This window comes from Streptomyces albus subsp. chlorinus, assembly GCF_013302895.1.
Taxonomy (GTDB): domain Bacteria; phylum Actinomycetota; class Actinomycetes; order Streptomycetales; family Streptomycetaceae; genus Streptomyces; species Streptomyces chlorinus.
On record NZ_VJOK01000001.1, the window covers coordinates 5,414,781 to 5,440,607 of the forward strand.

A 25,827-nucleotide genomic window follows, 5' to 3' on the forward strand; every position below is an offset into this window, starting at 1 on the left:
CGCGCCGCCGCGGGAGCGGACTGCTGCTGCTCCTCCGCGATCTCTCCGCCGAAGTTCTTGAGCAGCGCGTCCAGCCCGCCGTCGAAGCCCTGGCCGATCGCGGCGAACCGCCACACGTCGTCCTTGCGGTAGATGTCGCCCAGCATCACGGCGCGCTCCGTGGTGAACTCCGAGCCGTCGAAGGCGTACCGCGCGACTTCCTCACCGCCCGCGACGATACGGATGTACCCCGGCCCGATCTGCGACATCTGTCCCGCGCCGTCGAGCGTCGCCGTGAAGGAGAGGCGCTGGATGTGCTGCGGCACGCGCTCCAGTGTGACCCGGAAGGACTCGGTGTCCCCGGCCTGCGCGCCGAGCAGCTGGAGCGACTCCTCGGGCGAGGTGGGCTGGTTGAAGAAGATGAAGTAGCGGTCGTCGGAGAGCCGCTCCCGCGCGTCCAGCCCGAAACAGCTGATGTCGAAGGAGAGCCCGGCCCCGGCTATCTGCACGCCCACGTACAGATCCGTGCCCGCTGTCAGATCACTGATCCTGGCCTTGTGGCCGCGCTGCAATTCCCTGGGCATACGTAACGACCGTCCCCCATCCCGTGTGGTGCCTAGCTTCGAGCCGTGCGGCCTTCGTGCGACTGTCCGGCGCCCGGGGTCCGGGCGCCGGACAGTTCCCACAGGCTAGCCGGTGCGTGAGGAGGCGCGACGGGGGCGTACTGTCACGTGTCCGTCTCACAACAGAACGGGGACCATCTCCGGATCGGTGAAGCCCTCGTCGTCGAAGGGGTAGAGGGGGCGGGCCACATGGCGGTGGCCGAGCCGCAGCAGGTCCTGGTCCACTCCGCCGGGGGTGAGGGCGAGGAGCCAGTCGGCGGCCATGTCGTACAGCTCGGGCTCCAGGTAGCCGATCTTGACGACGACGAGGTCGTAGGCGGCCGGGTCGATCTCGCCGAAGTCCGCGCGGGTGTGGAACGGCTTGCGGCGCTCGGTGAGGACGGCGGTGACGCCGCCGTGGCGGACGGCCGCCGCGCGGACGCCGTCGAGGGTCTGGAGGGAGACGACACGGCCCGTCAGCGGGCAGGGTTTCGCGTGCTCCCCGGTGCCCGCGCTGACGTGTCCGCCGACGGCGAGGGAGACCTCGGCACCCACACCGGCGGCGAAGCAGGTCTCGACGGCGGCCGGGTCGTGGATGCCGGGGTGCAGCGCGGTGGCGCGGCCCGCCGCCAGGTCCTCGTTGGCCAGCAGCCGCTCCAGCATGTACCCCAGGTCGCCGGCGCCGCCCGCGGTGGGGTTGTCGCCCGAGTCGCTGATGAGGAAGGGGCGGGCGGTGGAGGCCACGGCGCGGGCGATGCACGCGTCGGCCTGCCCGGTCGGTCCCACGAAGGTGAAGTCGTGGCGCGCCTCCCAGTAGCGCCGGGCCAGCGATCCGGCCTGGTCGAGGGCGAGCCGGGCGTCGTCGCCTGTGACGACCACGGCGGCGCGGCAGCGCTCCTCGTCCGCCCAGGCGTACCCCACCCACAGCGCGGCGTCGCAGATCCCGTCCATGGCCTCGATCCCGGCGAGCGAGCCGTACAGCGACCTGGCGGGCTCCAGCCGGGTGCTGGTCTTCTCGCCGGGCAGCAGGACCGGCACCTGCACCCAGGCGCGGTGCGGCCGTCCGGCGCCGCCGGCCAGGCGCTCGACCAGTTTGCGGGCGGCGCGTTCGCGGGTCTCCCAGGCGTCCTCGTGCGGGGCGAGCCGGTGTGCGGTGAGCAGGTCGAGGTGGCGGGCGAAGTCGTAGGAGACGTTGCCGTGCAGGTCCATGGCGGCGGAGATGAGCGTCTCGGGGCCGGTGGCCTCGCGGACGGCGGCGGTGAGTTCGGCCTCGGCGTCGGTGAGGCCGACCACGCTCATGGCGCCGTGGATGTCGAAGACGAGCCCGTCGAGCGGGGCGGCGTCGCGGATGCGGTCGGTCAGCTCGTCGCGTATCCGCTCGAACGTCTCACGGACGACGGGCCCGCCGGGCAGCGCCACCGCGTGGACCAGCGGCACCCATTCGACCTGGGGAGCCATCGGGTCGTCGGGGGAGGTCCAGGTGTAGCGGGCGAGCAGGTCGGCGCCGCGGGTGACGCGGAAGTCCTCGTAGGTGGAGCGGTGCGGGCAGAACTCGCTGGACTCGATCGCCATGCCGCCGATCGCTACGCGCAGTCTCCGGGTCGTCATATGTGGCCCTCTCTCCTTCGGGCTGGCAAGGGATGCCTCTTATTACGGTGCGGTGCGGGTTGCCGGTGCGTCGCGTGCTGCCGGTGTGTCGCGGGCGACGTGGCGGGCCGGGGCGGCGCTCACGAGGCGGCCGGCTCTCTCAGGGCCGCGTGGCCCGCGCCGAGCAGCCCGGCGTCCGGGCCGGTGGTGGAGGCGGTGATGGTCAGGTCGCTGGTGGCCATGGGCAGGCAGCGCTCGTAGAGCATGCCGCGCACGGCGGCGACCAGGGGCTCGGCCTCGGCCAGCGCGCCACCGAGGACGACGGCCTGGGGGTTGAAGAAGTTCACGACGACGGAGAGCACCGTGCCGATGTGCCGTCCCGCCTGCCGCACCAGGGTGGTGGCCTGCGGTTCGCCGTCCTGGACGAGGCGCAGCACGTCGGCGGCGCCGTCCACCGGCAGCCCCCGCTCCCGCAGCGCCGCCACCAGGGCCGCGCCGCTGGCGACCGTCTCCAGGCAGCCGATGTTCCCGCACGAGCAGGGGCGTTCGGCGGCGGCCTCGACGCGGACGTGGCTGATGTCCCCGGCCGCGCCGCCCGCGCCCCGGTAGAGCTGCCCGTGGCTGATGACGCCGGAGCCGATGCCGCGCCCGGCCTTCACCAGGACGAGGTGGCGCAGCGACGGCAGGGCCGTGCGGTGCTCGCCCAGCGCCATCACGTTGGCGTCGTTGTCCACCAGGACGGGCAGCCCGAGCTGTTCGGCGAGCCGGTCGCGCAGGGCGAACAGGTGCCAGCCGGGCATCCGCGAGGGCGCGACCACCCGGCCGGTCACGGTGTCCACGGGGCCGGGGAAGCCGACGCCGAGGCCGCGCACGGTGCGGCCGGCCGCGCGCTGCCGCTCCGCGAGGACGCGGAGCCGCTCGACGAGGAGCCCGAGGGTGGCCGCGGGGCCCTCGGCGAGGTTCGCGGCGTGCTCCTCGACGTCGTGCACGCCGCCGGTCAGTCCGACGGCGCCCAGCCGCACATGGTGGCTGCCCAGGTCGGCGGCGAGGGCGACGGCCCCGTCGTCGGGTATGCGCAGCAGCCGGGGGCGCCGGCCGCCGCGTGAGGTGCCCTCGCCGTCCTCGGCCAGCAGGCCCTGGTCGACCAGTTCCTGCACCCGCGCGGAGACGGTGGAGGCCGCCAGGCCCAGTTCGCGGACGAGGTCGGCACGCGAGGAGACGGCGCCGCTCGCCACGAGGTCGAGGACGCGGGCCGTGGTCGCGGGCAGTCCCGCGGTGCCGGCCGGGGCGGCCGGTCGCTGCGGTGCGGGGGGCATAGACACCTTTCTGGTCGGGCTGGTCGGGCTGGTCGGACTGGTCGGGCTGGTCGGACTGGCCAGGCCGGCCGGGCTGGTCGACTTGCTGACCGGTCGGCTCGGGCGGTTGCGTGAAGCCTTCCACCCGGCTCTTCCTTCGGATGCCGAAGAAAGAGCGCGTTTCAACTCCGGTCAGTACACACGAGTTACGGCGATCTGGCCAAGAGGTCTTGACCTTTTTTCGCGGTCCTCCGTACTTTGCTCGCTATCTTTGGCCGTTTCCACCGGAGGCAGCATGCGCCAGTCCAGGACTCGAATACGTGGCCGTACCGGCCGCACCGGCCGGCTGCTCGCCGCGGTGTCCCTCCTGCCGGCCCTCGCCCTGCTGGCCGGCTGCGGACCGAAGGTGGAGGCGGTCACCGATGTCGCGCCCGGCGAGGGAACCCCCGTCAAGGGCGGCACGGCCACCATGGCGCTGCCGCCCGCCGCGACGCCCAACTGGATCTTCCCGATCGGCGCGCCCGGCTATCTGGCCACCTACAACAGCGCCATCCAGAACCTGCTCTACCCGCCGCTCTACACCCCCGAGCCGGACAAGAGCGGACGGCTGACCATGGACAGCCCGCGCAACGTCGCGCACAAGCCCCGCTACAGCGACGGCAACCGCACCGTCACCATCACGCTCAAGAGGGGCTACCGCTGGAGCGACGGGAAGCCGGTCACCGCCGACGACGTGCGCTTCTGGTTCGAGCTGATCCGCGCCAACAAGAACGACTGGGGCGGCTACTCGCCCAAGCTGCTGCCGGACAACGTCGAGCGGTTCCAGGTACTGGACGACCACACCTTCCGGCTGCGCCTGGACCGCGCCTACAACCCCACCTGGTTCACGGCCAACCAACTGGACAACGTCAAGCCGCTGCCCCGGCACGCCTGGAGCAGGAAGGGGGAGAGCCCGAAGAAAGTGTTCGCGCGGCTGCTCTCCCACGCCAAGCGGCTCTCGAAGTTCGACAGCGACCCGCTGTGGAAGACGACGGCCGGGCCCTGGCGGATCGAGAGGTGGACCGCCTCCGGGAACGTGTCCCTGGTCCCCAACAAGCGCTACGGCGGCCCCGACAGGCCCCACCTGGACCGCGTCGTCCTCAAGCCGTTCACCACCGCGGGCAGCGAGTTCAACGTGCTACGCGCGGGCGGTCTCGACTACGGCTACATCCCGCCGTCCGTGATGGCACAGTCGCGGCACTTCGAGGAGACCGGCTACCGCGTCGACCCGTGGGAGAGCTGGGGCATCACCTACATCGTCCCCAACCTCAACCATCCCGCCACCGGCCCGCTGATGCGGCAGCGCTACCTGCGCCGGGCCCTCCAGTCGCTGATCGACCAGAAGGCGATCTCCGAGCACGTCTGGCAGGGCAGCGCCGAGCCCACCCTCGGCCCGGTCCCCGCCGCGCTCATGGACGGCAACCCGCTGCCGTACGACCCGAAGAAGGCCCGCGCGCTGCTCGCCTCGCACGGCTGGCGGCACGGGGACGGCGGAGTGCTGGTCTGCGCCGCCCCCGGCAGCGGAGACGGCAAGTGCGGCAAGGGCATCGGGAAGGGGCAGCGGCTCGCCCTGGAACTCCTCTCCCAGTCCGGCTCCACGGAGACGTCCAACACCATGCAGGCGATCAAGTCGTCCTTCGACCGGGCGGGCGTCCGGCTCGACATCCGGGAGCAGCCGCTGAACACCGTGCTGGGCACCACCGTCCCCTGCAAGCCGAAGGAGCCGGTCTGCTCCCAGTGGCAGCTGGGCTTCTTCGGCACCCAGGGCAGCTGGATCTTCCCCGCCGACCCGAGCGGTGAACAGCTCTTCGCCACCGGCGCCCCCTCCAACATGGGCAACTGGTCCGAGCCGGAGACCGACCGCCTCATCAAGCGCACCGAGTACTCCGACGACCCCTCCGCGATGCGCGACTACGCCCGCCACCTGGCCCGCGAGGTGCCCGTGCTGTGGACGCCCAACCCCGCCTACCAGGTCTCCGTGATCCGCGGCGACCTGCGCGGCGTCGACCAGAACCCCGCGCTCACCCTCGCCCCGCAGGACTGGTACTTCGTCAAGAAGTCCCCCGGTGACAAGCCGGGCAAGGGCGACGGCCGGAAGGGGGAGGGCCGGTGATCCGCTTCCTGTTCAAGCGCACGGGACAGGCCCTCGTCGTGCTGTTCCTGGTCTCCCTCATCGTCTTCGTGCTGCTGCACCAGCTGCCCGGCGGCCCCGCCCGCGCCATCCTCGGCCCCAAGGCCACCCCGGAGGCCATCGCCCACTTCAACCACCTCCAGGGGTACGACCGTCCGCTGCCGGTCCAGTACGGCATGTACCTCAAGCGGCTGGTCACCGGCGACCTGGGGGAGTCGTACAAGCTCAACCAGTCCGTGCTCACCCTGCTGGCCGAGCGGCTGCCCAAGACGCTGCTGCTGACCGGGCTGTCCGTCGCGCTGGCCGCGCTGCTGGCCGTCCCGCTCGGCATCCTCCAGGCGGTGCGGCGCGGCCGGGCCTCGGACTACGTCCTGACCGGCGCCGCCTTCGTCGCCTACGCCACGCCCGTCTTCTTCCTCGGGCTGGTCCTCATCCTCGGCTTCGCCCAGCAGTGGCCGCTCTTCCCCGCGGAGGCGCCGCAGGCCGAGACGGCCGGCGGCATCCTGGCCGAACCCCGGGCCCTGGTGCTGCCCGTGGTGACCATGGCGCTCGGCATCATCGCCATGTTCAGCCGCTACATGCGCTCCGCCGTGCTCGACAACCTCGGCGAGGACTATGTGCGCACCGCCCGCGCCAAGGGACAGTCCCAGGCCCGGGTGATGGCCCGGCACGTGCTGCGCAACGCGCTCATTCCGCTGGCGAGCCTGCTCGGCCTCTACCTGCCCACGCTCTTCAGCGGCGCCCTCGTCGTGGAGTCGATGTTCAACTACCCGGGCATGGGGCTGCTGTTCTGGAACGCCGCGCAGTCCAACGACTTCCCCGTCCTGCTCGGCGTCACCCTCGTCGTCGGCGTCGCCACCGTCCTCGGCTCGCTGCTCACCGATATCGCGTACGCCGTCCTCGACCCCCGTATCCGGAGCGTCTCGTGACCGCCCAAGCCGCCTCACCGGCCGCCGCGCCGCAGCCCGCACCCGCCCCGCCCGCGCACGACGAGGAACTGGACGCCACCCCCTCGCTGGGCCGCCGCACCCTCGCCGTCTTCACCCGCAACCGGCTGGCGCTGCTCGGCGCCGGCGTCCTCGTCGCACTGCTGGCCTTCTGCTTCCTCGGCCCGCTGCTCCACCACACCGACCAGGTGCACACCGACCTCGGCCAAGCAAGCCTGCCCCCCGGCCGGGACGGGCACCCGCTGGGCACCACCGACCTGGGCTACGACATGCTCGGCCGGCTGATGCACGGCGGCCAGACCTCCCTGGAGGTGGGGCTGGCCGCCGGACTGCTGGCCACCCTCTTCGGCACCGTCTACGGCGCCGTCGCCGGGTACTTCGGCGGCTGGGTGGACGCGGTGCTGATGCGGATCACCGACGCGGCGCTCGCCATCCCGGCGCTGTTCCTGCTGGTGGTGGTCGCCGCGATGGTCACCCCCAGCAAGCCGGTGCTCATCCTCGTCATCGCCTCCGTCGCCTGGCTCTCGCCCGCCCGGCTCATCCGCGGCGAGGCGCTGGCGCTGCGCAGCCGCGACTACGTGCACGCCATGCGGCTGATGGGCGGCGGGGGAGGACGGGCCGTCTTCCGGCACATCGTGCCCAACGCCGTCGGCACGGTGATCGTGAACGCCACCTTCCAGATCGCCGACGCCATCCTCTACGTCGCCTACCTGTCGTTCCTGGGGCTGTCCATCCCGCCGCCCGCCGCCGACTGGGGCTCGATGCTCAGCTCCGGCATCACCTACACCCAGGTCGGCCACTGGTGGCTGATCTTCCCGCCCGGCCTGCTGATCGTGCTGGTCGTCGCCGCCTTCAACTTCATCGGGGACGGCCTGCGGGACGCCTTCGACGTCCGGCTCCAGAAGTCCGGCTCCTGAGGCCCGCCTCCCGAAGACCACCCCCCGACGAAGCGAGGACCCATGACGACCACGCCGACCACTCCGGCCGCCCCGGCCGCCCGGCCGGGGACCACCGCGCCGCTCCTGGAGATCGAGGACCTGCACCTGGAGATCGCCGGGCGCGACCGCACCGGCGCCGAGCGCACCGTGCGTGCCCTGGACGGTGTCTCGCTCCGGCTCGCGCCGGGCGAGGCGCTGGGCCTGGTGGGCGAGTCCGGCAGCGGCAAGACGATGACCGCGCTCTCCGTCCTCGGACTGCTGCCACCCGGCGCCCGCGTCACCTCGGGGCGCGTCCTGCTGGAGGGCACCGACCTGGCCGCCGCCGGGGAGAGGGTGCTGCGGGGCGTGCGCGGCGACAGCGTCGGCGTCGTCTTCCAGGACCCGCTCTCCTCCCTCAACCCGACCATGACCATCGGCGCGCAGGTCGCCGAACCCCTGCTGCTGCACCGCGGCGTCGGCCGCGCCGAGGCCCGCGAGCGGGCGCGGGAGATGCTGCGGCTGGTCGGCCTGCCGCAGCCGGGCGAGCGCATGAAGAGCTACCCGCACCAGCTCAGCGGCGGTATGCGGCAGCGCGTCGCCATCGCCATGGCGCTGGTGTGCGAGCCGAAGCTGCTGATCGCGGACGAGCCCACCACCGCGCTGGACGTCACCACCCAGCACCAGATCCTGGAACTCCTCGGTGAGTTGCGCGAACGCCTCGGCATGGCAGTCGTGCTCGTCAGCCACGACCTGGGCGTCATCGCCCGCCGTGTGGACCGGGTCGCGGTGATGTACGCGGGCAGGGTCGCGGAACAGGCCCCCGTACGGCAGCTGTTCACCGCGCCGCGTCACCGCTACACCCAGGCGCTGTTCGACGCGCTGCCCGAACGCGCGGCGGGAACCGGCCGCCCGCTGGCCACCATCCCGGGCCTGCCGCCGTCGCTGACCCGGCCGCCCGCCGGGTGCCGCTTCGCCCCGCGCTGCGCGTACGCCACCGACGAGTGCCGTACGCAGGAGCCGCCGGTGCGGGCAGCGGACGAGGGCGGACGGCACACCTACGCCTGCTTCCACCCCGCCGCCCCCGGCCGCCCCTCGCCTCGCGAACCGGCCGCCACCACGGCCGGAACCGCCAATGCCACCACGGCCGCCACCGCCATCACGGCCGGGACCGCCACCGCTCCGGGCGCGGGCACCGACGCTGAGGCGGACGTACTGCTCGAACTCGACGCCGTCCGCAAGGAGTACGCCCTGCGTTCCGGCCCCTTCACCCGGCGCGGGGACCGCCGCCCGGTCAGCGCCGTGGCCGGGGTGTCCCTCACCGTGCGGCGCGGGGAGACCTTCGGCATCGTCGGGGAGTCCGGCTGCGGCAAGTCCACGCTGGGGCGGATGGCCGTCGGCATGGAGCGGCCCACGGGCGGGGCCGTCCGGTTCGAGGGACGGGACGTGGCGACGCTGGACCGGGCCGCGCTGCGCGCCCACCGGCGCCGGGTGCAGCTGATGTTCCAGGACTCCTACGCCGCCATGGACCCGAGGATGCGGGTCGGCGCGATCCTGCGCGAGCCGCTGGTCGTCCAGGGCGTCGGGGACCGTGCGGCCCAGGAGGCCCGCGTGCGGGAACTGCTGGACGAGGTCGGGCTGCCGCAGGGCGCGGTGCACCGCTATCCGCACGAGTTCAGCGGCGGCCAGCGCCAGCGCCTCGGGCTGGCCAGGGCGCTGGCGCTGTCCCCCTCGCTGGTCGTCGCCGACGAACCGGTCTCCGCGCTCGACGTCTCCGTGCAGGCGCAGATCCTCAACCTGATGCGGGACCTCCAGCGGGAGAAGGGCCTGAGCTATCTGTTCATCTCCCACGACCTGGCAGTGGTGCGCTACCTCGCGGACCGCGTCGGGGTGATGTACCTCGGCTCCCTGGTGGAGACCGGCCCCGCCGCCGAGGTGTTCGCCCGCCCGCTGCACCCCTACACCCGCGGACTGCTGGAGACCGCGGACAGCACCGTCCTCGACGGTTCCGGCGAGCACGGCGAGCACGGCGGCCCCGGGGGCGAGCCATTGAAGGGGAAGCCGCTGAAGGGCGAGCCGCTGAAGGGGGAGACGCCCTCCGCCGCGGACCCGCCCTCGGGCTGCCGCTTCCGCACCCGCTGCCCGCTGGCCACCGAGCTGTGCGCCACCACGGCCCCCGAGCCCACCGCCCCGGTGGCGGAGGGGCACCTGGTGAGCTGCCACTTCCCTCTGGTGGGGGCCGCCTGACGGGGCACACCGAGACCGGTGAGGAGCCGGTGACGGACTGGGACGGGGCCGGGAAGTTCCCGGGATGTGGGGTTGTGGCCATCGCCACAAAGGGCGCAAAGGATCTTTTCCCGATGGCACTCTGCTGACGCGGCAGGTGCGGAATTCGATATTCCGCCAGCCTGCGCCGCCGCGGCCCCCGGCCCGGTGCGGCGCGGGCCGTGCCCCTCCTCGCGACACGCGACGTGCGCGCGAGTCCCCTTGCCCGAGCCCCGGCCCGTGCCCGAGACCCCGAGAGCAGGCGACGCCCGTGACCGCTCTTGCCCGCTGGTGCCTGAGGCGCCGCCTCCTCGTCCTGCTGCTCTGGCTGGGCACGCTCGCCGGTGCCGTCACCGCCTCGGCGTTCGCCGGCAGCGCCTACTCGGACGACTACGGCGCGCCCGGCACCGAGTCCGGCAAGGCGGCACAGCGGCTGGAGAGCGCCTTCCCCGACCGCGGCGGCGACAGCGACACGCTGGTGTGGCACACCGACAGGGGCAGCGTGCGCGCCGCCGCCGTCGAGAAGCGGATGACGGACACGCTGGAGGAGATCGCGCACCTGCCCGGCGTCGGCTCCGTGCGGTCCCCGTACACACCCGGGGGCGAGAAGCGGATCAGCGCCGACGGCCGCACCGCCTACGCCACCCTCACCTTCGAGAAGCCCGCGGACGAACTGGGCGAGCAGCGCACCCAGCGCGTCGTCGAGACCGCCCGCGCCGCCTCGGGCCACGGCCTCCAGGTGGAGGCGGGCGGCCCCGGAGTGGCGGCCTCCAAGACCCCCACGGCGCGGCTGCCGGAGCTGATCGGACTGGCGGCCGCCGCCGTCGTGCTCTTCCTCGCCTTCGGCTCGCTGGCCGCGACGGCGCTCCCGCTGATCACCGCCGTCGTCGCGGTCGGTACGGCGGCGGCCGGGATCGGACTGCTCAGCCAGGCGATGACCGTCGCCGATTTCGCGCCCATGCTCGGCATGCTCATCGGACTGGGCGTGGGCATCGACTACGCGCTGTTCATCGTCACCCGGCACCGCGGGGGACTGCGGGCGGGGCTGTCCGTGCACGAGGCGGCCGTACGGGCCGTGACCGTCTCGGGGCGCGCCGTCGTCTTCGCGGGGGCCACCGTCTGCATCGCGCTGCTGGGCATGTTCGTCCTGCGGCTCGGCTTCCTCAACGGGGTCGCGCTCGCCGCCGGCCTCACCGTCGTCCTCAGCGTGGCCGCCTCCGTCACCCTGCTGCCCGCGCTGCTCGGCATGATCGGGACGCGGGCCCTCAGCCGCCGCGAACGCCGCCGGCTGACCGAGGACGGGCCGCGCCCCGACCGGGCCACCGGATGGTCCCTGCGCTGGTCGGCCTTCGTGGAACGCCATCCCAAGCTGCTGGGACTGGTGGCCGCCCTGCTGATGGCCGTCCTGGCGCTGCCCACCCTCGGCCTCCACCTGGGCACCTCCGACCAGGGCAACGACCCGGCCGCCAGCACCACACGCAAGGCCTACGACCTGCTCGCCGACGGTTTCGGACCGGGCAGCAACGGGCCGCTGACGCTGGTCGGGGAACTGGACGGCGCCGGCGACAGGCTGGCCTTCGACAGACTGCCCGACGCCGTCCGGTCCGCACCGGGCGTCGCCCAGGTCACCGGGCCCGAGTTCAACGGCAGCGGCGACACCGGTGTGATCACCGTGGTGCCCGACAGCTCACCCCAGTCCGAGGCCACCTCCCGGCTGGTGGACCGGCTGCGCGACGACGTCCTCCCGCGCGCCGAGGACGGCTCCGGCCTGCGGGTCCTGGTCGGCGGGCCCACGGCCGGCTACGACGACTTCGCCGCCGTCATCGTCGGCAAGCTGCCGCTCTTCGCCGGCGTCGTCATCGGCCTCGGCTGCCTGCTCCTGTTGCTGGCCTTCCGCAGCGTCGGCATCCCGCTGAAGGCCGCCGCCATGAACATCGCGGCCGTCGCCGCCGCCTTCGGCGTCGTCGTCGCCGTCTTCCAGTGGGGCTGGGGCAGCGAACTGCTCGGTCTGGGCAGCGCGGGACCCGTCGAGCCGTTCCTGCCCGTCATCATGATCTCGGTGCTGTTCGGGCTGTCCATGGACTACCAGGTCTTCCTCGTCAGCCGCATGTACGAGGAGTGGCGGCTGACCGGCGACAACCGGCGCGCCGTGCGGATGGGACTCTCCGAGACCAGCCGGGTGATCAACTCCGCGGCCGTCATCATGATCGTCGTCTTCGGCGCCTTCGTCCTCAGCGGCGACCGCCTCATCGCCATGTTCGGCATCGCCCTGGCCGCCGCCGTCGCCCTGGACGCCTTCGTCCTGCGCACCCTGCTGGTCCCCGCCCTGATGCACCTGCTCGGCGGCGCCAACTGGTGGCTGCCGCGCTGGCTCGACCGCCGGCTGCCGCGCATCAGCATCGAACCGGCCACCCCCTCGGCCCGTCCCGCACCCCCAGCGGTCCCCACCGCCCGCACCCCGGAACCCGCCTCCCGCACCTCGGCTCCCGCCTCCCGGCCGGTCGCCCGGCCCTGAGGCGGTTCCGGGCCGGACGCCCGGCCCTGAGGGGTTCCGGGCCGGACGCCCGGCCCTGAGGCGTTCCGGGCCGCCGCCGGCCCTCCCGCGGGTCCGCCGGTCCTCCCGCGCCCTCAGACCTCCGGGGTGGCGGGGCGGGGGTGCGGCGGGCGGATGAGGACGTGGCCGGAGGCGAGATCGACGGGGCCCTTGCCCGGGTCGGTGCTCCCCTCCTGGACGCGGGTGTGCTCCAGGCGCTGCTGCTCGTCCTCGGTGTGCTTGCGGTTCGGGGAGAACAACTCCTCGATCAGGTTGAACACGACGATCACCTCGTCCCTCTCAGCGCACCTCGACCCTGAGGAGACGGTCGTCCCCCTTCTCCGGTGAGCCACGTCCGTCCGTCTCGCTCGTGACAAGCCAGAGCCCGCCGCCACCGGTGCCGTGGTCGGCGACGACTGTACGCAGCCGCCCGTATCCGCCCTTGAGGAACGCCTGGGGACGGGCCGAGAGTTCCGCGCCCTTGAGGGGGATCCGCCACAGCCGCTCCCCGCGCAGCCCGGCCATCCACACCGAACCCCGGACGATCGCGATCCCGCTGGGGGAGGCATCGGCCGTGTGCCACTGCTCGACCGGGTCGCGGAAGCGCTTGCCGCCGCCCTTGCCCTCCGCGTCCGGCCAGCCGTAGTTCTTACCGGGCTCGATCAGGTTCAGCTCGTCCCAGGTGTCCTGGCCGAACTCGGAGGCCCACAGCCGGTTGTCCGCGTCCCACGCCAGGCCCTGCACATTGCGGTGGCCCCAGCTGTAGACCACCGAGTCCGTCTCCGGGTTGCCGTGACCCGGCGGTTCGCCGTCCGGGGTCATCCGCAGGATCTTGCCGCCCAGCGAGTCCCGGTCCTGGGCGAGCCGCCCGTCGCCGGACTCGCCCGTCCCCGCGTAGAGCATCTTGTCGGGGCCGAAGGCGATGCGGCCGCCGTTGTGGATCTGGCTCTTGGGGATGCCCTTGAGGAGGACGTCGGGCGCGCCCAGCTGGTCGCCGGGTTCCCTCTTCTCGTCGTACACCATCCGCACGATCCGGTTGTCGGACGCGGAGGTGAAGTAGGCGTACACCCATTTCCCGGCCTGCTCGCCGTCGGGCGGGACGGCCAGCCCCATCAGCCCGCCCTCCCCGCCGGGTTCGACACCGGGCACGGTACCGACCTGCGTCTTGGTGCCGCTGTCCTGGTCGATGCGCAGGATCTTCCCGGTGTCCCGCGAGGAGACGAGCAGGTCACCGCCCGGCAGCGGTGCCAGGCCCCACGGTGAGTCGAGCCCGGTCGCGACCGTCTTGACGACCTTCACCGACCCCTTGGCGGGCGGCGCGCTCGCGGACGCCGTCGTGCTGCCCGGCGTACCGGACCGCCCCCGCGGGGCGGGCTCGCCGCTCCCACCGCCGGAGCACCCCGCCGCCAGCAGCACCGCACAGGCCACCGACACCCCCATGTTCACACCCGTCGCACGTCGCACGATCTGGCTCCTCGGGCACCTCGACAAAGAACGCTCCTTAGGGGACCACACCGGCCGGCCGAGGGGGAGTTCCCCGGCGGCGCGGCCGTCACCGCGGACGGCATCCGCTCCGCGGCCGGCGAGGGGGACCCGCGAGAGGCGGAGGTTTCAGAGACGGGGGCGTCAGGGGCGGGGCGTCAGTCCCAGGAGCCGCGGGCCGGGGGGAGGGCGGCGATCTCGGCCAGGTCGTGCTCGTCCAGTACGAGGCCGGCCGCGCGGGCGTTCTCGACGGCCCAGTGGGGCTTCTTCGTCCCCGGGACCGGGATGACGTGCCGCCCCTGCGCCAGCACCCAGGCCAGCGCCACCTGCCCCGGCGTCGCGTTGCCGTGCCGCCTGGCCACCCGGCGTAGCCCGGCGACGATGGGCTGGTTGGCGGCCATCATCTCGGCCGTGAAGCGCGGGTGCCGCGCCCTGACGTCGTCGGGCTCGAAGCCGCCGCCGGTGGTGAGCGCCCCGGTCAGATAGCCGTTGCCCAGGGGCATGGCGGCGAGGAAGCCGACGCCGCGCGCCTCGCACCACGGCAGCAGCCTCTCCAGGGCCTCCCGCGACCAGACGGACAGTTCGGCCTGCACGGCGCTGACGGGGAAGACCTGCTGGACGCGTTCCAGCTGCCGTATGGTCCCGTCGTGGATACCGGCGCCCGCGCGCCGGTCCGCGCGGGCGCCCACGGCGCAGAAGCCCAGCGCGCGCACCTTGCCCGCCGTCACGAGGTCGGCCATCGCACCCCAGGTCTCCTCGACCGGTACCTCGGGGTCGGCGCGGTGCAGGTGGTAGAGGTCGATCACCTCGGTCTGGAGCCTGCGCAGCGACGCGTCACAGGCGCGCCGCACATAGCTGGGCCGGCCGTTGGCGACGATGTGCTGCTCGCCCACCAGGAGACCGCACTTGGTGGAGACGAACGCCTCACCGCGGCGCTCCTTCAGTACCCGGCCGAGCAGCAGCTCGTTGGTGAAGGGCCCGTACATGTCGGCGGTGTCCAGCAGGGTCGTCCCCGCGTCGAGCGCCGTGTGCACGGTCCGCATCGAGGTCTCGCCGTGCTGCTCGGAGGTGGAGTAGGCCCAGCTCATCGGCATGCAGCCCAGCCCCACGGCCCCCACGCCGAGGGCCGCCGCCCCGATAGTCCTGCGCTCCACCTGGCTCCTGCTCCCTCCCGACGGTCCCCCAAACTAACGGTTGCCCCGGGTGTCACACACGTTTGCCTTGGTCACACCCGCCCCAGGTGTCATCGGGGAGGGCCCCGGCCCCTCGGCGCGGCCGCCCACTAGTCTCTCCCCATGGCTGCTGCGACGGAGGTCTGGCTCTCGCTCCCGCCGGAGAGTGTCGAGCATCTTCCCGACTCCCTGACGTACCGCTACTGGAACGGGGAGGAGGAGTTCCCCGCAGACCCCGCGGACTGCGCCTTCTACGTCGTCCCGTACTACCTGGGTGCTGAAGTGGCCGTACGGCCACTCGCCCGGATGACGGGGGTGCGGGTCGTCCAGACCCTCACCGCGGGGATCGACCACATCGCTTCCGCCATCCCGCGCCTCCCCACCGGGACACGGGTGTGCAACGCGCGCGGGGTGCACGACGCGAGCACCGCCGAACTCGCCCTGGCGCTCACCCTCGGTGCCCTCCGTGACCTGCCCGGATGGGTGCGCGCCCAGGACCGCGGCGAGTGGCTGACCGGCTTCCGCCCGGCGCTCGCGGACCGCACGGTGCTGATCGTCGGATACGGCGCCGTCGGCGAGGCCGTCGAACGGCGGCTGCTGCCCTTCGAGGTCGCCGCCGTGCACCGCGTCGCGCGGTCGGCGCGGACGGCACCCCTGGGGCCGGTGCGGCCGTTGAGCGAGATCGACGGGCTGTTGCCCCTGGCAGATGTCGTGATAGTGACGACGCCGCTCACCGAGGAGACCCGCGGTCTGGTGGACGCCGGTTTCCTCGCGCGGATGAAGGACGGGGCGCTGCTGGTCAACGTGGGGCGCGGCCCGGTGGTGGACACCCGGGCGCTGCTCGCCGAGACGGGCACACCGGCCTCGGCGCCGGGGGCGGACGATGGCGTTCCGGGCCGGCTGCGGGCGGCACTGGACGTGACCGACCCCGAACCCCTGCCCAAAGATCATCCGCTGTGGCGGTCGCCCGGGGTACTGATCACCCCGCACGTCGGAGGGCCTTCTTCCGCGTTCGCTCCGCGTGCCAGGAGGCTCGTCGGTGAACAGCTGAGGCGCTGGGCGGCCGGTGAGGAGCTGTTGAACACGGTGGCCGTGGCGTAGGGCCGCCTAGCCCTCCGAGGCCGCGAGAGGCCACGCTACGGATGCGTACGACTGCGCCCTGTACCGACCTTCCCTCTTGTGGTTACGGTCTGTATTGGGACTATGTCCCTGAGTGACGAACCTGGTGTATCGTCCCGATCGGGGGGCGAAACCCGGACACGAGGGGGGCGACGGGCGAATGCACGATCAACGGACGAACCACCGCGCAGGCCGCGAGAAGAGCGATCGCGGTCACCTCAACCGTCAGTCACGGCGCACGCGTTGCGCCGTAGTGCCGCACACCGCGCCGACAGGCCGGGCCGACTCCACCAAGTGGCCCCCGTCCGGGCGGGTGGCGCGATGACTACCCACGAAGCGGCCCCCAGGCGGGGCCCCTGCTGGACCAGCACCCACGGCACGCGCCCGGCCGGCACGGCACGGAGCGAGCCGGCGTCGACGGAGCCGCGCGGAGGAGGCTCCGCCGGCACCGGACGCACGAGCCTTGTACCACAGATGGTGCTCGCCGCGATCTGCGCGGCCTACGCCCTCGGCGCCGCACTCGGCTGGGGCTCACGGACCGTCGCCGTCTTCATGGGCGACTTCGGGCTCAGTGCGGCGGCACTGCTGGCCGCGGCCTCGTGTCTGTGGTACGCGCACGCGCAGCGCCGCGACGCGGGACGGGCCGCCACGGCCCACCTCGCCCCGGCGCAGCGCGCCCACCTGCGGGCCAGCCGCCCCGCGTGGGTGCTCTTCGGGATCTCCTCCCTGATGGCCGGGATCGGCAACGGGGTGTGGGGCTGGTACGAACTGGTGCTCGGCGAGCAGGTGCCCAGGCCGTCCCTGGCCGACTTCTGCTTCCTGCTGTTCGCGCCCCCCGCCATCGTCGGGCTGCTGGTGCTCGCCAAACGCCCGGTGACCCGCGCCGGGTGGGTCTGCCTCAGCCTCGACGCCTGGCTCATCGGCGGCTCGCTGCTGACGCTCTCCTGGTCGCTCGCGCTGGCCCACACCGCCTACTGGCAGGGCGACTCGGTGGCCCGCGCCGCGCTCAACCTGGCCTATCCGCTGCTGGACATCGTGCTCGTCAGCATGGTCCTGGCGCTGCACTTCAGGCGCTCGTCGGCGCACCGCAGCGCGATCAACGCCGCGGTCGGCGCCCTCGCCCTGACGGTGCTGTGCGACGCGCTGTTCACCTCGCCCATGCTGCGCCAGCAGTACGCCTCCGGGCAGCTGCTGGACGCCGGATGGTTCGCCGGGTCGCTGCTGCTCGCCTACGCGCCCTGGGTCGGCCGCCGCGAGACGTCGGCGCCCGTGCCACCACCGCCCGGCCTGCCGGCCACGGCCCGCGAGGCCGAGGCGCGGGCCACCCACCCCAGCCGGCCGATCACCGGTTCGCTGAGCGCCCTGACGCCCTATCTGGCGGCGGCCGTGTGCACGCTGGGCATCCTCTACAACGCGGTGGACGGACGCGAGCTGGACCGCGTCGTCCTCTACACCGGCTGCACGGTGGTGCTGGCCCTGGTGCTGCGCCAGGGCGTCATGCTCCTGGACAACATCACCCTCACCCGCGAACTGGCCCAGAAGGAGAACCACTTCCGCTCCCTGGTCCAGGGCTCCAGCGACGTCATCATGATCACCGCGGCCACGGGCAAGCTCCGCTACGTCTCACCGGCGGCGGCCGGGGTCTACGGGCGGAACGCCGAGGACCTGGTGGGCGCCGAGCTGTCCTCGCTCGTCCACCCCGACGACCTCGGCCAGGTGCTGCACGAGCTGCGCCGCTTCCTGGCCACCTCCTCCGAGCAGGAGTCGTGCACCAGGATCGAGTGCCGCATCCGGCACGGCGACGGCCACTGGCTCAACGTCGAGTCCACCGTCAACCGGTATCAGGGCGGCCTCATCTTCAACAGCCGGGACGTCACCGAACGCGTCAGGCTCCAGGCGCAGTTGCAGCACAACGCCTCCCACGACGCGCTCACCGACCTGCCCAACCGCGCCCTGTTCACCGAGCGGGTCCGTCAGGCCATCGGCGGACGCCGCGGGGGCGACTGCGGGACGGCCGTGCTCTTCATCGACCTGGACGGCTTCAAGGCGGTCAACGACACCGTAGGGCACCAGGCGGGCGACGAACTGCTGGTGCAGGCGGCGCGGCGGCTGCACGACTCGGTACGCTCCGGCGACACCGCGGCCCGGCTGGGCGGCGACGAGTTCGCGGTGCTCATCCGCGGCGACGGCGAGCCGGGCCAGCCACCGGACGCCGAGCGGGAGCTGCGCATCCACGACATCGCCGACCGGCTGCGCATCACCCTCTCCGACCCGTACCGCGTCGAGGGCACCGAGGTGCGGGTGGCCGCCTCCATCGGTATCGCCTTCGCCGAGCCGGGCATCACCCCCAGCGCCCTGATGCGCAACGCGGACCTGGCGATGTACCGCGCCAAGCAGGCGGGCAAGGCCCGGGTGGAGCTGTACGCGCCGCAGATGCAGGCCGAGGTCGTCAAGCGCGCCGAACTGGCCGCGCGGCTGCGCAGTGCCCTGCACGACGGCGAGTTCGCCCTGCTGCACCAGCCGATCGTCGAGCTGGCCAGCGGGAAGATCACCGCCATCGCGGCCGAGGCGCGCTGGCGCTCGGCCCAGGGCATCCTGTTCACCCCCGCGGAGTTCCTGCGCACCGAGGGCGCCTCGGCCCGGGAGGCGCGCGGGGTGGGCGGCGAGCGGGCCGCCGAGGTGAGCCGCTGGCTGCTGGAGGAGGCGGTGCAGCAGGCCGCCGCGCGCCAGCGCGCCGGGTACGGGGCTCCGGTGACCGTACGGCTGCCCGCGCGGCGGCTGACCGAACCGGGCATGGAGCCGCACAGCATCGGTGCCCTGCTGGCCCGGCACGGGCTCGCCGCGGCACCCGGCCCCACCGGCGGGACGGCGCTCGGCGCGCCGGCTGCCAACGCCGGGGTGCCGGGGGCGCCGGGCGCCCTGATCCTGGAGCTGTCGGACAGCGACCCGAGGATTCCGCTGGACGAGCTGGAGCGGCGGCTCACCGCGCTGCGCCGGCTCGGGGTCCTCATCTCGCTGGACGGCTTCGGCAGCGGCTACGCGGCCATCTCGGCGCTGCGCCGGCTGCCGGTGGACATCCTGCGCCTCGACAGGGGGCTGACGGACGGCATCGTCGAGTCCACCCGCCAGCGCAAGATCACCGCGGGGCTGCTGCGGATCGCCGGGGACCTGGGGCTGACCACGGTCGCCGAGGGGGTGGACCTGCCCGAGCAGGCCACGCTGCTGCGGGAGATGGGCTGCACCCACGGCCAGGGCGCCGTCTTCTCCGGCGCGCTGGACGAGCACCGGCTGCGGACGGCGCTGGCCCGCGGGGTCTACCCGGTGCCCGAGTCCAGCCGCAGCGGCGGCGTCTCCGGGTACGGGGAGGAGCACCCGGAGGGCCGGGACACGGCGGTGGCCGTCGCGGGGGCGCTGCCCGTGGCGTCCGGCTCGTCCGTGGGAGCGGGGTCCAGGCCGCTGGCCGTGCCGCAGCAGGGCGGGCCGGAGGCGCTGACACATCCGGCCGTCCGCTCGAATGCTGAGACGCCTGTCCCACCCACTTGACACTCGGGGGTTGACGGGGAGAGGGTCATCACCATGCGCACCCGAATTCTCGTACTTGGAAAGCGCGTCAGCTGACCGGGGTTCTCTCCACCCCGCCGACGTCAGCGGCGCGCTCCCCTCGCTTGCCTCCGGGCACGAGGGGTTTTTTGTTGCACCAGCACCCAGCACAGACCAGCGGTAGCCCGACATATCCGTCACACAGCCCAAGCCGAGCGACCGCCCGACGAGCGTCAACCCTCACTCTTCGAGAAGAGACACGTGATGACCGAACAGGCCACCGGGGCCCCCAAACCGCAGCCGCGGGCCCGCAGCGGCGGACAGCAGCCCACCTCCGTTCCGGCCCAGGCGCCCCGCATCACCGGCGCGCAGTCCCTCATCCGCGCTCTTGAGGAGGTCGGCGCCGACACCGTGTTCGGCATTCCGGGCGGCGCCATCCTGCCCGCCTACGACCCGATGATGGACTCCTCCCGGGTCCGCCACGTCCTCGTCCGCCACGAGCAGGGGGCCGGCCACGCGGCCACCGGGTACGCGCAGGCCACCGGCCGGGTCGGGGTCTGCATGGCCACCTCGGGGCCCGGGGCCACCAACCTGGTGACCCCGCTGGCCGACGCGCACATGGACTCCGTCCCGCTGGTCGCCATCACCGGTCAGGTGGCGTCCGGGTCGATCGGTACGGACGCCTTCCAGGAAGCCGACATCTGCGGTATCTCGATGCCCGTCACCAAGCACAACTTCCTGGTCAGAGACCCTAACGAGATCCCCAGGACGATCGCCGAGGCGTTCCACATCGCCTCCACCGGGCGGCCGGGACCGGTCGTCGTCGACATCGCCAAGGACGCCCTCCAGGGCGAGACCACCTTCCAGTGGCCGCCCACCACCGATCTGCCCGGCTACCGCCCGGTGACCAAGCCGCACGGCAAGCAGATCCGCGAGGCCGCCAAGCTGATCACCGAGTCGCGGCGCCCCGTCCTCTACGTCGGCGGCGGCGTGCTGAAGGCGGGTGCCACGGCCGAGCTGAAGGTGCTGGCCGAGCTGACCGGCGCCCCGGTGACCACCACCCTCATGGGCATCGGCGCCTTCCCCGACAGCCACCCGCAGCACCTGGGCATGCCCGGGATGCACGGCACCGTGGCCGCGGTCACCGCGCTCCAGAAGGCGGACCTGATCGTCGCGCTCGGCGCCCGGTTCGACGACCGCGTCACCGGCAAGCTGGACTCCTTCGCGCCGTACGCCAAGATCGTCCACGCCGACATCGACCCGGCCGAGATCGGCAAGAACCGGGTGGCCGACGTGCCGATCGTCGGGGATGCCCGCGAGGTCCTGGCCGACCTGGTGGTCGCCCTCCAGGCCGAGCAGGGCGAGCGCCCCGGCGAGCCCGGCAGCCGCTACGCCGACTGGTGGGCGACGATCGACCGCTGGCGGGAGACCTACCCGCTCGGCTACGACCAGCCCGAGGACGGTTCCCTGGCCCCCCAGCAGGTCATCAAGCGGATCGGCGAGCTGGCCCCGGAGGGCACGATCTTCGCCGCGGGGGTCGGCCAGCACCAGATGTGGGCCGCGCACTTCATCGACTACGACCAGCCGGCCACCTGGCTCAACTCAGGCGGCCTGGGCACCATGGGCTACGCCGTCCCGGCCGCGCTGGGTGCCAAGGTCGGGATGCCGGACCGCACCGTGTGGGCGATCGACGGCGACGGCTGCTTCCAGATGACCAACCAGGAGCTGGTCACCGCCGCCCTCAACGGGGCGCCGATCAAGGTCGCCGTCATCAACAACGGCGCGCTGGGCATGGTCCGCCAGTGGCAGACCCTCTTCTACAACCAGCGCTACTCCAACACCGTGCTGCACGACGGGGAGCAGGGCGAGCCGAACCGCGGCACCCGCGTCCCCGACTTCGTCAAGCTGGCCGAGGCCATGGGCTGCGTCGGCATCCGCTGCGAGGACCCCGCGCAGCTCGACGCGGTCATCGAGAAGGCCAACGCCATCAACGACCGGCCCGTCGTCGTGGACTTCATCGTGCACGAGGACGCCATGGTCTGGCCGATGGTGGCGGCCGGCACCTCCAACGACGAGGTGATGGCGGCGCGCGGCGTGCGCCCCGACTTCGGCGACAACGACGACTGACGGCACCGGTACGAGAAAGGCACATCCCCGATGTCCAAGCACACCCTCTCCGTGCTGGTGGAGAACACCCCCGGCATCCTGGCCAGGATCGCCTCGCTCTTCTCCCGCCGCGGTTTCAACATCGACTCCCTCGCCGTCGGTGTCACCGAGCACCCCGACATCTCGCGGATCACCATCGTGGTCAACGTCGAGGACCTGCCGCTGGAGCAGGTCACCAAGCAGCTCAACAAGCTGGTCAACGTCCTCAAGATCGTGGAGCTGGAGCCCGCCTCCGCCGTCCAGCGCGAACTCGTCCTGGTGAAGGTCCGCGCCGACAACGACACCCGCTCCCAGATCGTGGAGATCGTCCAGCTCTTCCGCGCCAAGACCGTCGACGTCTCCCCGGAGGCCGTCACCGTCGAGGCCACCGGCAGCGCCGACAAGCTGGAGGCGATGCTGAAGATGCTGGAGCCGTACGGCATCAAGGAACTGGTGCAGTCCGGAACCATCGCCATAGGGCGCGGCGCCCGCTCCATCACCGACCGGAGCCTGCGCGCGCTGGAACGTACCGCGTGACCGTCCGCCCCTGATCTCATCCGGCTGCCCGGCCGTCGTAGGTTGGGCAGCACCACTCATCTGCACAAGGAGAAACACCCCGTGGCCGAGCTGTTCTACGACGACGACGCCGATCTGTCCATCATCCAGGGCCGCAAGGTCGCGGTCCTCGGATACGGCAGCCAGGGCCACGCCCACGCGCTGTCCCTGCGCGACTCGGGCGTCGACGTCCGCGTCGGTCTGCACGAGGGCTCGAAGTCCCGTGCGAAGGCCGAGGAGCAGGGTCTGCGCGTGACCACGCCCGCCGAGGCGGTCCAGGAAGCGGACGTGATCATGGTGCTGGTCCCGGACCCGATCCAGGCAAAGGTCTACGAGGAGTCCATCGCCCCCCACCTCGAGGACGGCGACGCCCTCTTCTTCGGCCACGGCCTGAACATCCGCTACGGCTTCATCAAGCCCCCGGCCTCCGTCGATGTGTGCATGGTCGCCCCCAAGGGCCCGGGCCACCTGGTGCGCCGTCAGTACGAGGAGGGCCGCGGCGTGCCGTGCATCGCGGCCGTCGAGCAGGACGCGAGCGGCAACGCCTTCGCGCTCGCGCTCTCCTACGCCAAGGCCATCGGCGGCACCCGCGCCGGCGTCATCAAGACGACCTTCACCGAGGAGACCGAGACCGACCTGTTCGGTGAGCAGGCGGTGCTCTGCGGGGGTACGGCGGCGCTCGTCAAGGCGGGCTTCGACACCCTGGTCGAGGCCGGCTACCAGCCGGAGATCGCCTACTTCGAGTGCCTCCACGAGCTGAAGCTGATCGTGGACCTCATGTACGAGGGCGGCCTGGAGAAGATGCGCTGGTCCGTCTCCGAGACCGCCGAGTGGGGCGACTACACCTCCGGCCCGCGCGTCATCAACGAGCAGACGCGTGCGGAGATGAAGAAGATCCTCTCCGAGATCCAGGACGGCACCTTCGCCAACAACTGGATGGCCGAGTACAACGCGGGTCTGCCCAAGTACAACGAGTACAAGAAGGCCGACCAGGACCACCTCCTGGAGACCACCGGCAAGAAGCTCCGCTCCCTGATGAGCTGGGTCGACGAGGACAAGTGACCCTGCCGGGTTGTGGGCAGTCGTTCCGCAGGGGCGGAACGGGTGGGCACAACCCGGCCCGCGCCCGGCAACGGCGGGGACCGTCCCCCAGGGACGCCGCCCCTGGTTGCCGGGTGCGGTGGTAGGGCGGGTGCACGCCTGGTGTGCGCACCCGTACCGCCCCTCGGGCGGTCCGAGTGCCCACACCAGGGCGGGGGCCGCCGATAAACTGCGGGCACAGGCTCACAGCGTCGTGCGTCTGCCCTCCCGCCCCGCAGGGACCCGCGCTGTCCAGGACTTGGAGACCACGTGAGCAAGCCCGTAGTACTCATCGCCGAAGAGCTGTCGCCCGCCACCGTTGACGCCCTGGGCCCGGATTTCGAGATCCGGCGCTGTGACGGTGCGAACCGGGACGAACTCCTGCCCGCTCTCGCCGATGTGGACGCCGTTCTCGTCCGTTCCGCAACCAAGATCGACGCCGAGGCCATCGGCGCGGCGAACAAGCTCAAGGTGGTCGCCCGCGCGGGCGTCGGGCTCGACAACGTGGACGTGCCCGCCGCCACCAAGGCGGGCGTGATGGTCGTCAACGCCCCGACCTCCAACATCGTCACCGCCGCCGAGCTGGCCTGCGGGCTGCTCATCGCCACGGCCCGCAACATCCCGCAGGCGAACGCCGCGCTGAAGGCCGGCGAGTGGAAGCGCAGCAAGTACACCGGTGTGGAGCTGAGCGAGAAGACGCTCGGTGTGGTCGGCCTGGGCCGGATCGGGGTGCTGGTGGCGCAGCGCATGTCGGCCTTCGGGATGAAGGTCGTCGCCTACGACCCGTATGTGCAGCCGGCGCGGGCCGCGCAGATGGGTGTGAAGCTGCTGTCGCTGGACGAGTTGCTCCAGGTCGCGGACTTCATCACCGTCCACCTGCCCAAGACACCCGAGACCCTCGGCCTGATCGGCCACGAGGCGCTGCACAAGGTGAAGCCGAACGTGCGCATCGTCAACGCGGCGCGTGGCGGCATCGTCGACGAGGAGGCGCTGGCCGCCGCCCTCAAGGAGGGCCGGGTCGCGGGCGCGGGCCTGGACGTGTACGCGTCGGAGCCGTGCACCGACTCGCCGCTGTTCGCCTTCGACCAGGTCGTGTGCACCCCGCACCTGGGCGCCTCCACCGGTGAGGCGCAGGAGAAGGCCGGTATCGCGGTGGCCAAGTCGGTGCGGCTGGCGCTGGCGGGCGAGCTGGTGCCGGACGCCGTCAACGTCCAGGGCGGGGTGATCGCGGAGGACGTGCGCCCCGCGCTGCCGCTCGCCGAGAAGCTGGGCCGCATCTTCACCGCGCTGGCCGGCGAGGTCGCCGTCCGGCTGGATGTGGAGGTGTACGGCGAGATCACCCAGCACGACGTCAAGGTGCTGGAACTCTCCGCGCTCAAGGGCGTGTTCGAGGACGTGGTGGACGAGACGGTCTCCTACGTCAACGCGCCGCTGTTCGCGCAGGAGCGCGGCGTCGAGGTGCGGCTGACCACCTCCAGCGAGTCCGCCGAGCACCGCAACGTGGTGACCGTGCGCGGCACTCTGGCAGGCGGCGAGGAGGTCTCCGCGTCCGGCACCCTGGCCGGGCCCAAGCACCTCCAGAAGATCGTCGCCATCAACGAGCACGGTGTGGACCTGGCGGTCGCCGAGCACATGGCGTTCTTCCGCTACAGCGACCGGCCGGGCGTCGTCGGCACCGTCGGCCGGATCCTCGGCGAGGCGGGCATCAATATCGCGGGGATGCAGGTCTCCCGCGCGGAGGAGGGCGGCGAGGCCCTGGTGGCGCTGACGGTGGACGACACCATCGGCGCCCCGGTCCTCTCCGAGATCTCCGAGGAGATCGGCGCCACCCACGCCCGCGCGGTCGACCTCACCGAGTGATCTTTTTCGCGCGACGCGTCACGAGCGGGCCGGTACCCACGTACCGGCCCGCTCGTGCGTACGGGGCCAGTCGGTCCTCATGCCACTTGTCGTGCCCACTTGTCGTGCCGGGCCGCGTGCCGCCCGTCGCGCCGGGCGGCCCCGCCCGGAGGCTCACAGCCGGGCGGCCTTCAGGGCCATGTGCAGCAGCAGGCGGTCCTCGCCCTCGTCCAGGTCGAGACCGGTGAGGCGTTCCACGCGTGAGAGGCGGTAGTAGAGGGTCTGCCGGTGGATGCCGAGCGCCGCTGCCGTCCGGCCCGCCTGGCCCGCGCGGTCGAGGAACACCTCGGCGGTGCGGGCCAGTTCGGCGTTGGCGGGCCGCAGCAGTTCCCGCACGGCGGGGTCGGGGGCTTCCCCCTGGCGCGGGATCGCGGTGAGCATCCGGTAGGGGCCGATGCCGTCCCATTCGGCGACGGTGCCGGGCAGGGGCTCGGCCGCGGCGGCGCGTGCCGCCGCCCTCGCCTCCCGCCAGGCCGCCGGCAGGCCGTCCAGCCCGGTGCGCGGGGAGCTGATCCCCGCGGTGGTGCGGCCGCCGGCCGGTTC

At 72.6% G+C, this 25,827-nt stretch carries 18 protein-coding genes; 11 read left to right on the forward strand and 7 right to left on the reverse strand.

Going from position 1 to position 25,827, the window contains the following annotated elements; genetic code table 11:
- From FM076_RS34130 to FM076_RS23840, 3 genes are all read right to left on the reverse strand, one after another.
- Positions 1 to 563: TerD family protein (locus FM076_RS34130; RefSeq protein WP_243274623.1), on the reverse strand; the 563-nt coding region annotated here is incomplete at its 3' end.
- A gap of 156 nt (positions 564 to 719) precedes the next feature.
- Positions 720 to 2,189 carry a M81 family metallopeptidase gene (locus tag FM076_RS23835; protein WP_173872981.1) on the reverse strand — a complete coding sequence of 490 codons (1,470 nt, stop codon included), beginning with the start codon at positions 2,187 to 2,189 and terminating at the stop codon, positions 720 to 722.
- Between the two features lie 119 nt (positions 2,190 to 2,308).
- Positions 2,309 to 3,484 carry an ROK family transcriptional regulator gene (locus tag FM076_RS23840; RefSeq protein WP_173872982.1) on the reverse strand — a complete coding sequence of 392 codons (1,176 nt, stop codon included), beginning with the start codon at positions 3,482 to 3,484 and terminating at the stop codon, positions 2,309 to 2,311.
- Between the two features lie 274 nt (positions 3,485 to 3,758).
- Here FM076_RS23840 and FM076_RS23845 point away from each other — a divergent pair, with 274 nt between their 5' ends.
- The 5 genes from FM076_RS23845 to FM076_RS23865 all read left to right on the forward strand — a co-directional run bounded on the left by FM076_RS23845 (position 3,759) and on the right by FM076_RS23865 (position 12,274).
- Positions 3,759 to 5,615 (forward strand): peptide ABC transporter substrate-binding protein, encoded by a 1,857-nt coding sequence (locus FM076_RS23845; protein WP_173872983.1) that lies wholly within the window; start codon positions 3,759 to 3,761, stop codon positions 5,613 to 5,615.
- A complete protein-coding gene (locus FM076_RS23850) occupies positions 5,612 to 6,562 on the forward strand; it encodes an ABC transporter permease subunit (protein WP_173872984.1) in 951 nt (316 codons plus the stop codon). The genes FM076_RS23845 and FM076_RS23850 overlap by 4 nt, the downstream gene beginning before the upstream one ends.
- Complete coding sequence (locus FM076_RS23855; RefSeq protein WP_173872985.1) at positions 6,559 to 7,497, forward strand: ABC transporter permease subunit; 939 nt, start codon at positions 6,559 to 6,561, stop codon at positions 7,495 to 7,497. The genes FM076_RS23850 and FM076_RS23855 overlap by 4 nt, the downstream gene beginning before the upstream one ends.
- Positions 7,498 to 7,539: 42 nt before the next feature.
- A complete protein-coding gene (locus tag FM076_RS23860) occupies positions 7,540 to 9,741 on the forward strand; it encodes an ABC transporter ATP-binding protein (protein ID WP_173872986.1) in 2,202 nt (733 codons plus the stop codon).
- 289 nt (positions 9,742 to 10,030) lie between these two features.
- Positions 10,031 to 12,274: an MMPL family transporter gene (locus FM076_RS23865; protein ID WP_173872987.1), complete on the forward strand. Its 2,244-nt coding sequence runs from the start codon at positions 10,031 to 10,033 to the stop codon at positions 12,272 to 12,274.
- A 113-nt stretch (positions 12,275 to 12,387) separates the two neighbouring features.
- On the opposite strand, the gene FM076_RS23870 is transcribed toward FM076_RS23865, so the two are convergent.
- The 3 genes from FM076_RS23870 to FM076_RS23880 form a co-directional block, all read right to left on the reverse strand.
- Positions 12,388 to 12,573 carry a DUF6191 domain-containing protein gene (locus FM076_RS23870; protein WP_173872988.1) on the reverse strand — a complete coding sequence of 62 codons (186 nt, stop codon included), beginning with the start codon at positions 12,571 to 12,573 and terminating at the stop codon, positions 12,388 to 12,390.
- A 19-nt stretch (positions 12,574 to 12,592) separates the two neighbouring features.
- Positions 12,593 to 13,732 carry a PQQ-dependent sugar dehydrogenase gene (locus FM076_RS23875; RefSeq protein ID WP_173874967.1) on the reverse strand — a complete coding sequence of 380 codons (1,140 nt, stop codon included), beginning with the start codon at positions 13,730 to 13,732 and terminating at the stop codon, positions 12,593 to 12,595.
- A 200-nt stretch (positions 13,733 to 13,932) separates the two neighbouring features.
- Positions 13,933 to 14,928 carry an aldo/keto reductase gene (locus FM076_RS23880; protein WP_173872989.1) on the reverse strand — a complete coding sequence of 332 codons (996 nt, stop codon included), beginning with the start codon at positions 14,926 to 14,928 and terminating at the stop codon, positions 13,933 to 13,935.
- Positions 14,929 to 15,069: 141 nt separating this feature from the next.
- On the opposite strand from FM076_RS23880, the gene FM076_RS23885 reads away from it, so the two are divergent.
- The 6 genes from FM076_RS23885 to serA all read left to right on the forward strand — a co-directional run bounded on the left by FM076_RS23885 (position 15,070) and on the right by serA (position 25,245).
- Complete coding sequence (locus tag FM076_RS23885) at positions 15,070 to 16,047, forward strand: 2-hydroxyacid dehydrogenase (protein ID WP_173872990.1); 978 nt, start codon at positions 15,070 to 15,072, stop codon at positions 16,045 to 16,047.
- Between the two features lie 339 nt (positions 16,048 to 16,386).
- The gene (locus tag FM076_RS23890; RefSeq protein WP_428814992.1) at positions 16,387 to 19,608 is read left to right on the forward strand and encodes a putative bifunctional diguanylate cyclase/phosphodiesterase; all 3,222 of its coding nucleotides are present in this window, start codon (positions 16,387 to 16,389) and stop codon (positions 19,606 to 19,608) included.
- 261 nt (positions 19,609 to 19,869) lie between these two features.
- A complete protein-coding gene (locus FM076_RS23895) occupies positions 19,870 to 21,732 on the forward strand; it encodes an acetolactate synthase large subunit (protein WP_173872992.1) in 1,863 nt (620 codons plus the stop codon).
- Between the two features lie 30 nt (positions 21,733 to 21,762).
- Positions 21,763 to 22,287, forward strand: a complete 525-nt coding sequence (gene ilvN / locus FM076_RS23900) for an acetolactate synthase small subunit (protein WP_173872993.1) — start codon at positions 21,763 to 21,765, stop codon at positions 22,285 to 22,287.
- A gap of 81 nt (positions 22,288 to 22,368) precedes the next feature.
- Positions 22,369 to 23,367, forward strand: coding sequence for a ketol-acid reductoisomerase (gene ilvC, locus FM076_RS23905; protein WP_173872994.1), 999 nt, complete (start codon positions 22,369 to 22,371; stop codon positions 23,365 to 23,367).
- 288 nt (positions 23,368 to 23,655) lie between these two features.
- On the forward strand, positions 23,656 to 25,245 hold the full coding sequence (gene serA, locus FM076_RS23910) for a phosphoglycerate dehydrogenase (RefSeq protein ID WP_173872995.1): 1,590 nt from the start codon (positions 23,656 to 23,658) through the stop codon (positions 25,243 to 25,245).
- Between the two features lie 153 nt (positions 25,246 to 25,398).
- Here the strand turns inward: serA and FM076_RS23915 are convergent.
- Positions 25,399 to 25,827: PucR family transcriptional regulator (locus tag FM076_RS23915; protein WP_173872996.1), on the reverse strand; the 429-nt coding region annotated here is incomplete at its 5' end.

Bases quoted from the DNA above. Each gene is read 5' to 3' on its own strand.
- FM076_RS23845 (WP_173872983.1), top strand. From the start codon at position 3,759: ATGCGCCAGTCCAGGACTCGAATACGTGGCCGTACCGGCCGCACCGGC.
- FM076_RS23890 (WP_428814992.1), top strand. From the start codon at position 16,387: ATGACTACCCACGAAGCGGCCCCCAGGCGGGGCCCCTGCTGGACCAGC.
- FM076_RS23840 (WP_173872982.1), bottom strand. From the start codon at position 3,484: ATGCCCCCCGCACCGCAGCGACCGGCCGCCCCGGCCGGCACCGCGGGA.
- ilvN (WP_173872993.1), top strand. From the start codon at position 21,763: ATGTCCAAGCACACCCTCTCCGTGCTGGTGGAGAACACCCCCGGCATC.
- FM076_RS23885 (WP_173872990.1), top strand. From the start codon at position 15,070: ATGGCTGCTGCGACGGAGGTCTGGCTCTCGCTCCCGCCGGAGAGTGTC.
- FM076_RS23835 (WP_173872981.1), bottom strand. From the start codon at position 2,189: ATGACGACCCGGAGACTGCGCGTAGCGATCGGCGGCATGGCGATCGAG.
- FM076_RS23895 (WP_173872992.1), top strand. From the start codon at position 19,870: ATGACCGAACAGGCCACCGGGGCCCCCAAACCGCAGCCGCGGGCCCGC.
- FM076_RS23860 (WP_173872986.1), top strand. From the start codon at position 7,540: ATGACGACCACGCCGACCACTCCGGCCGCCCCGGCCGCCCGGCCGGGG.
- FM076_RS23875 (WP_173874967.1), bottom strand. From the start codon at position 13,732: ATGGGGGTGTCGGTGGCCTGTGCGGTGCTGCTGGCGGCGGGGTGCTCC.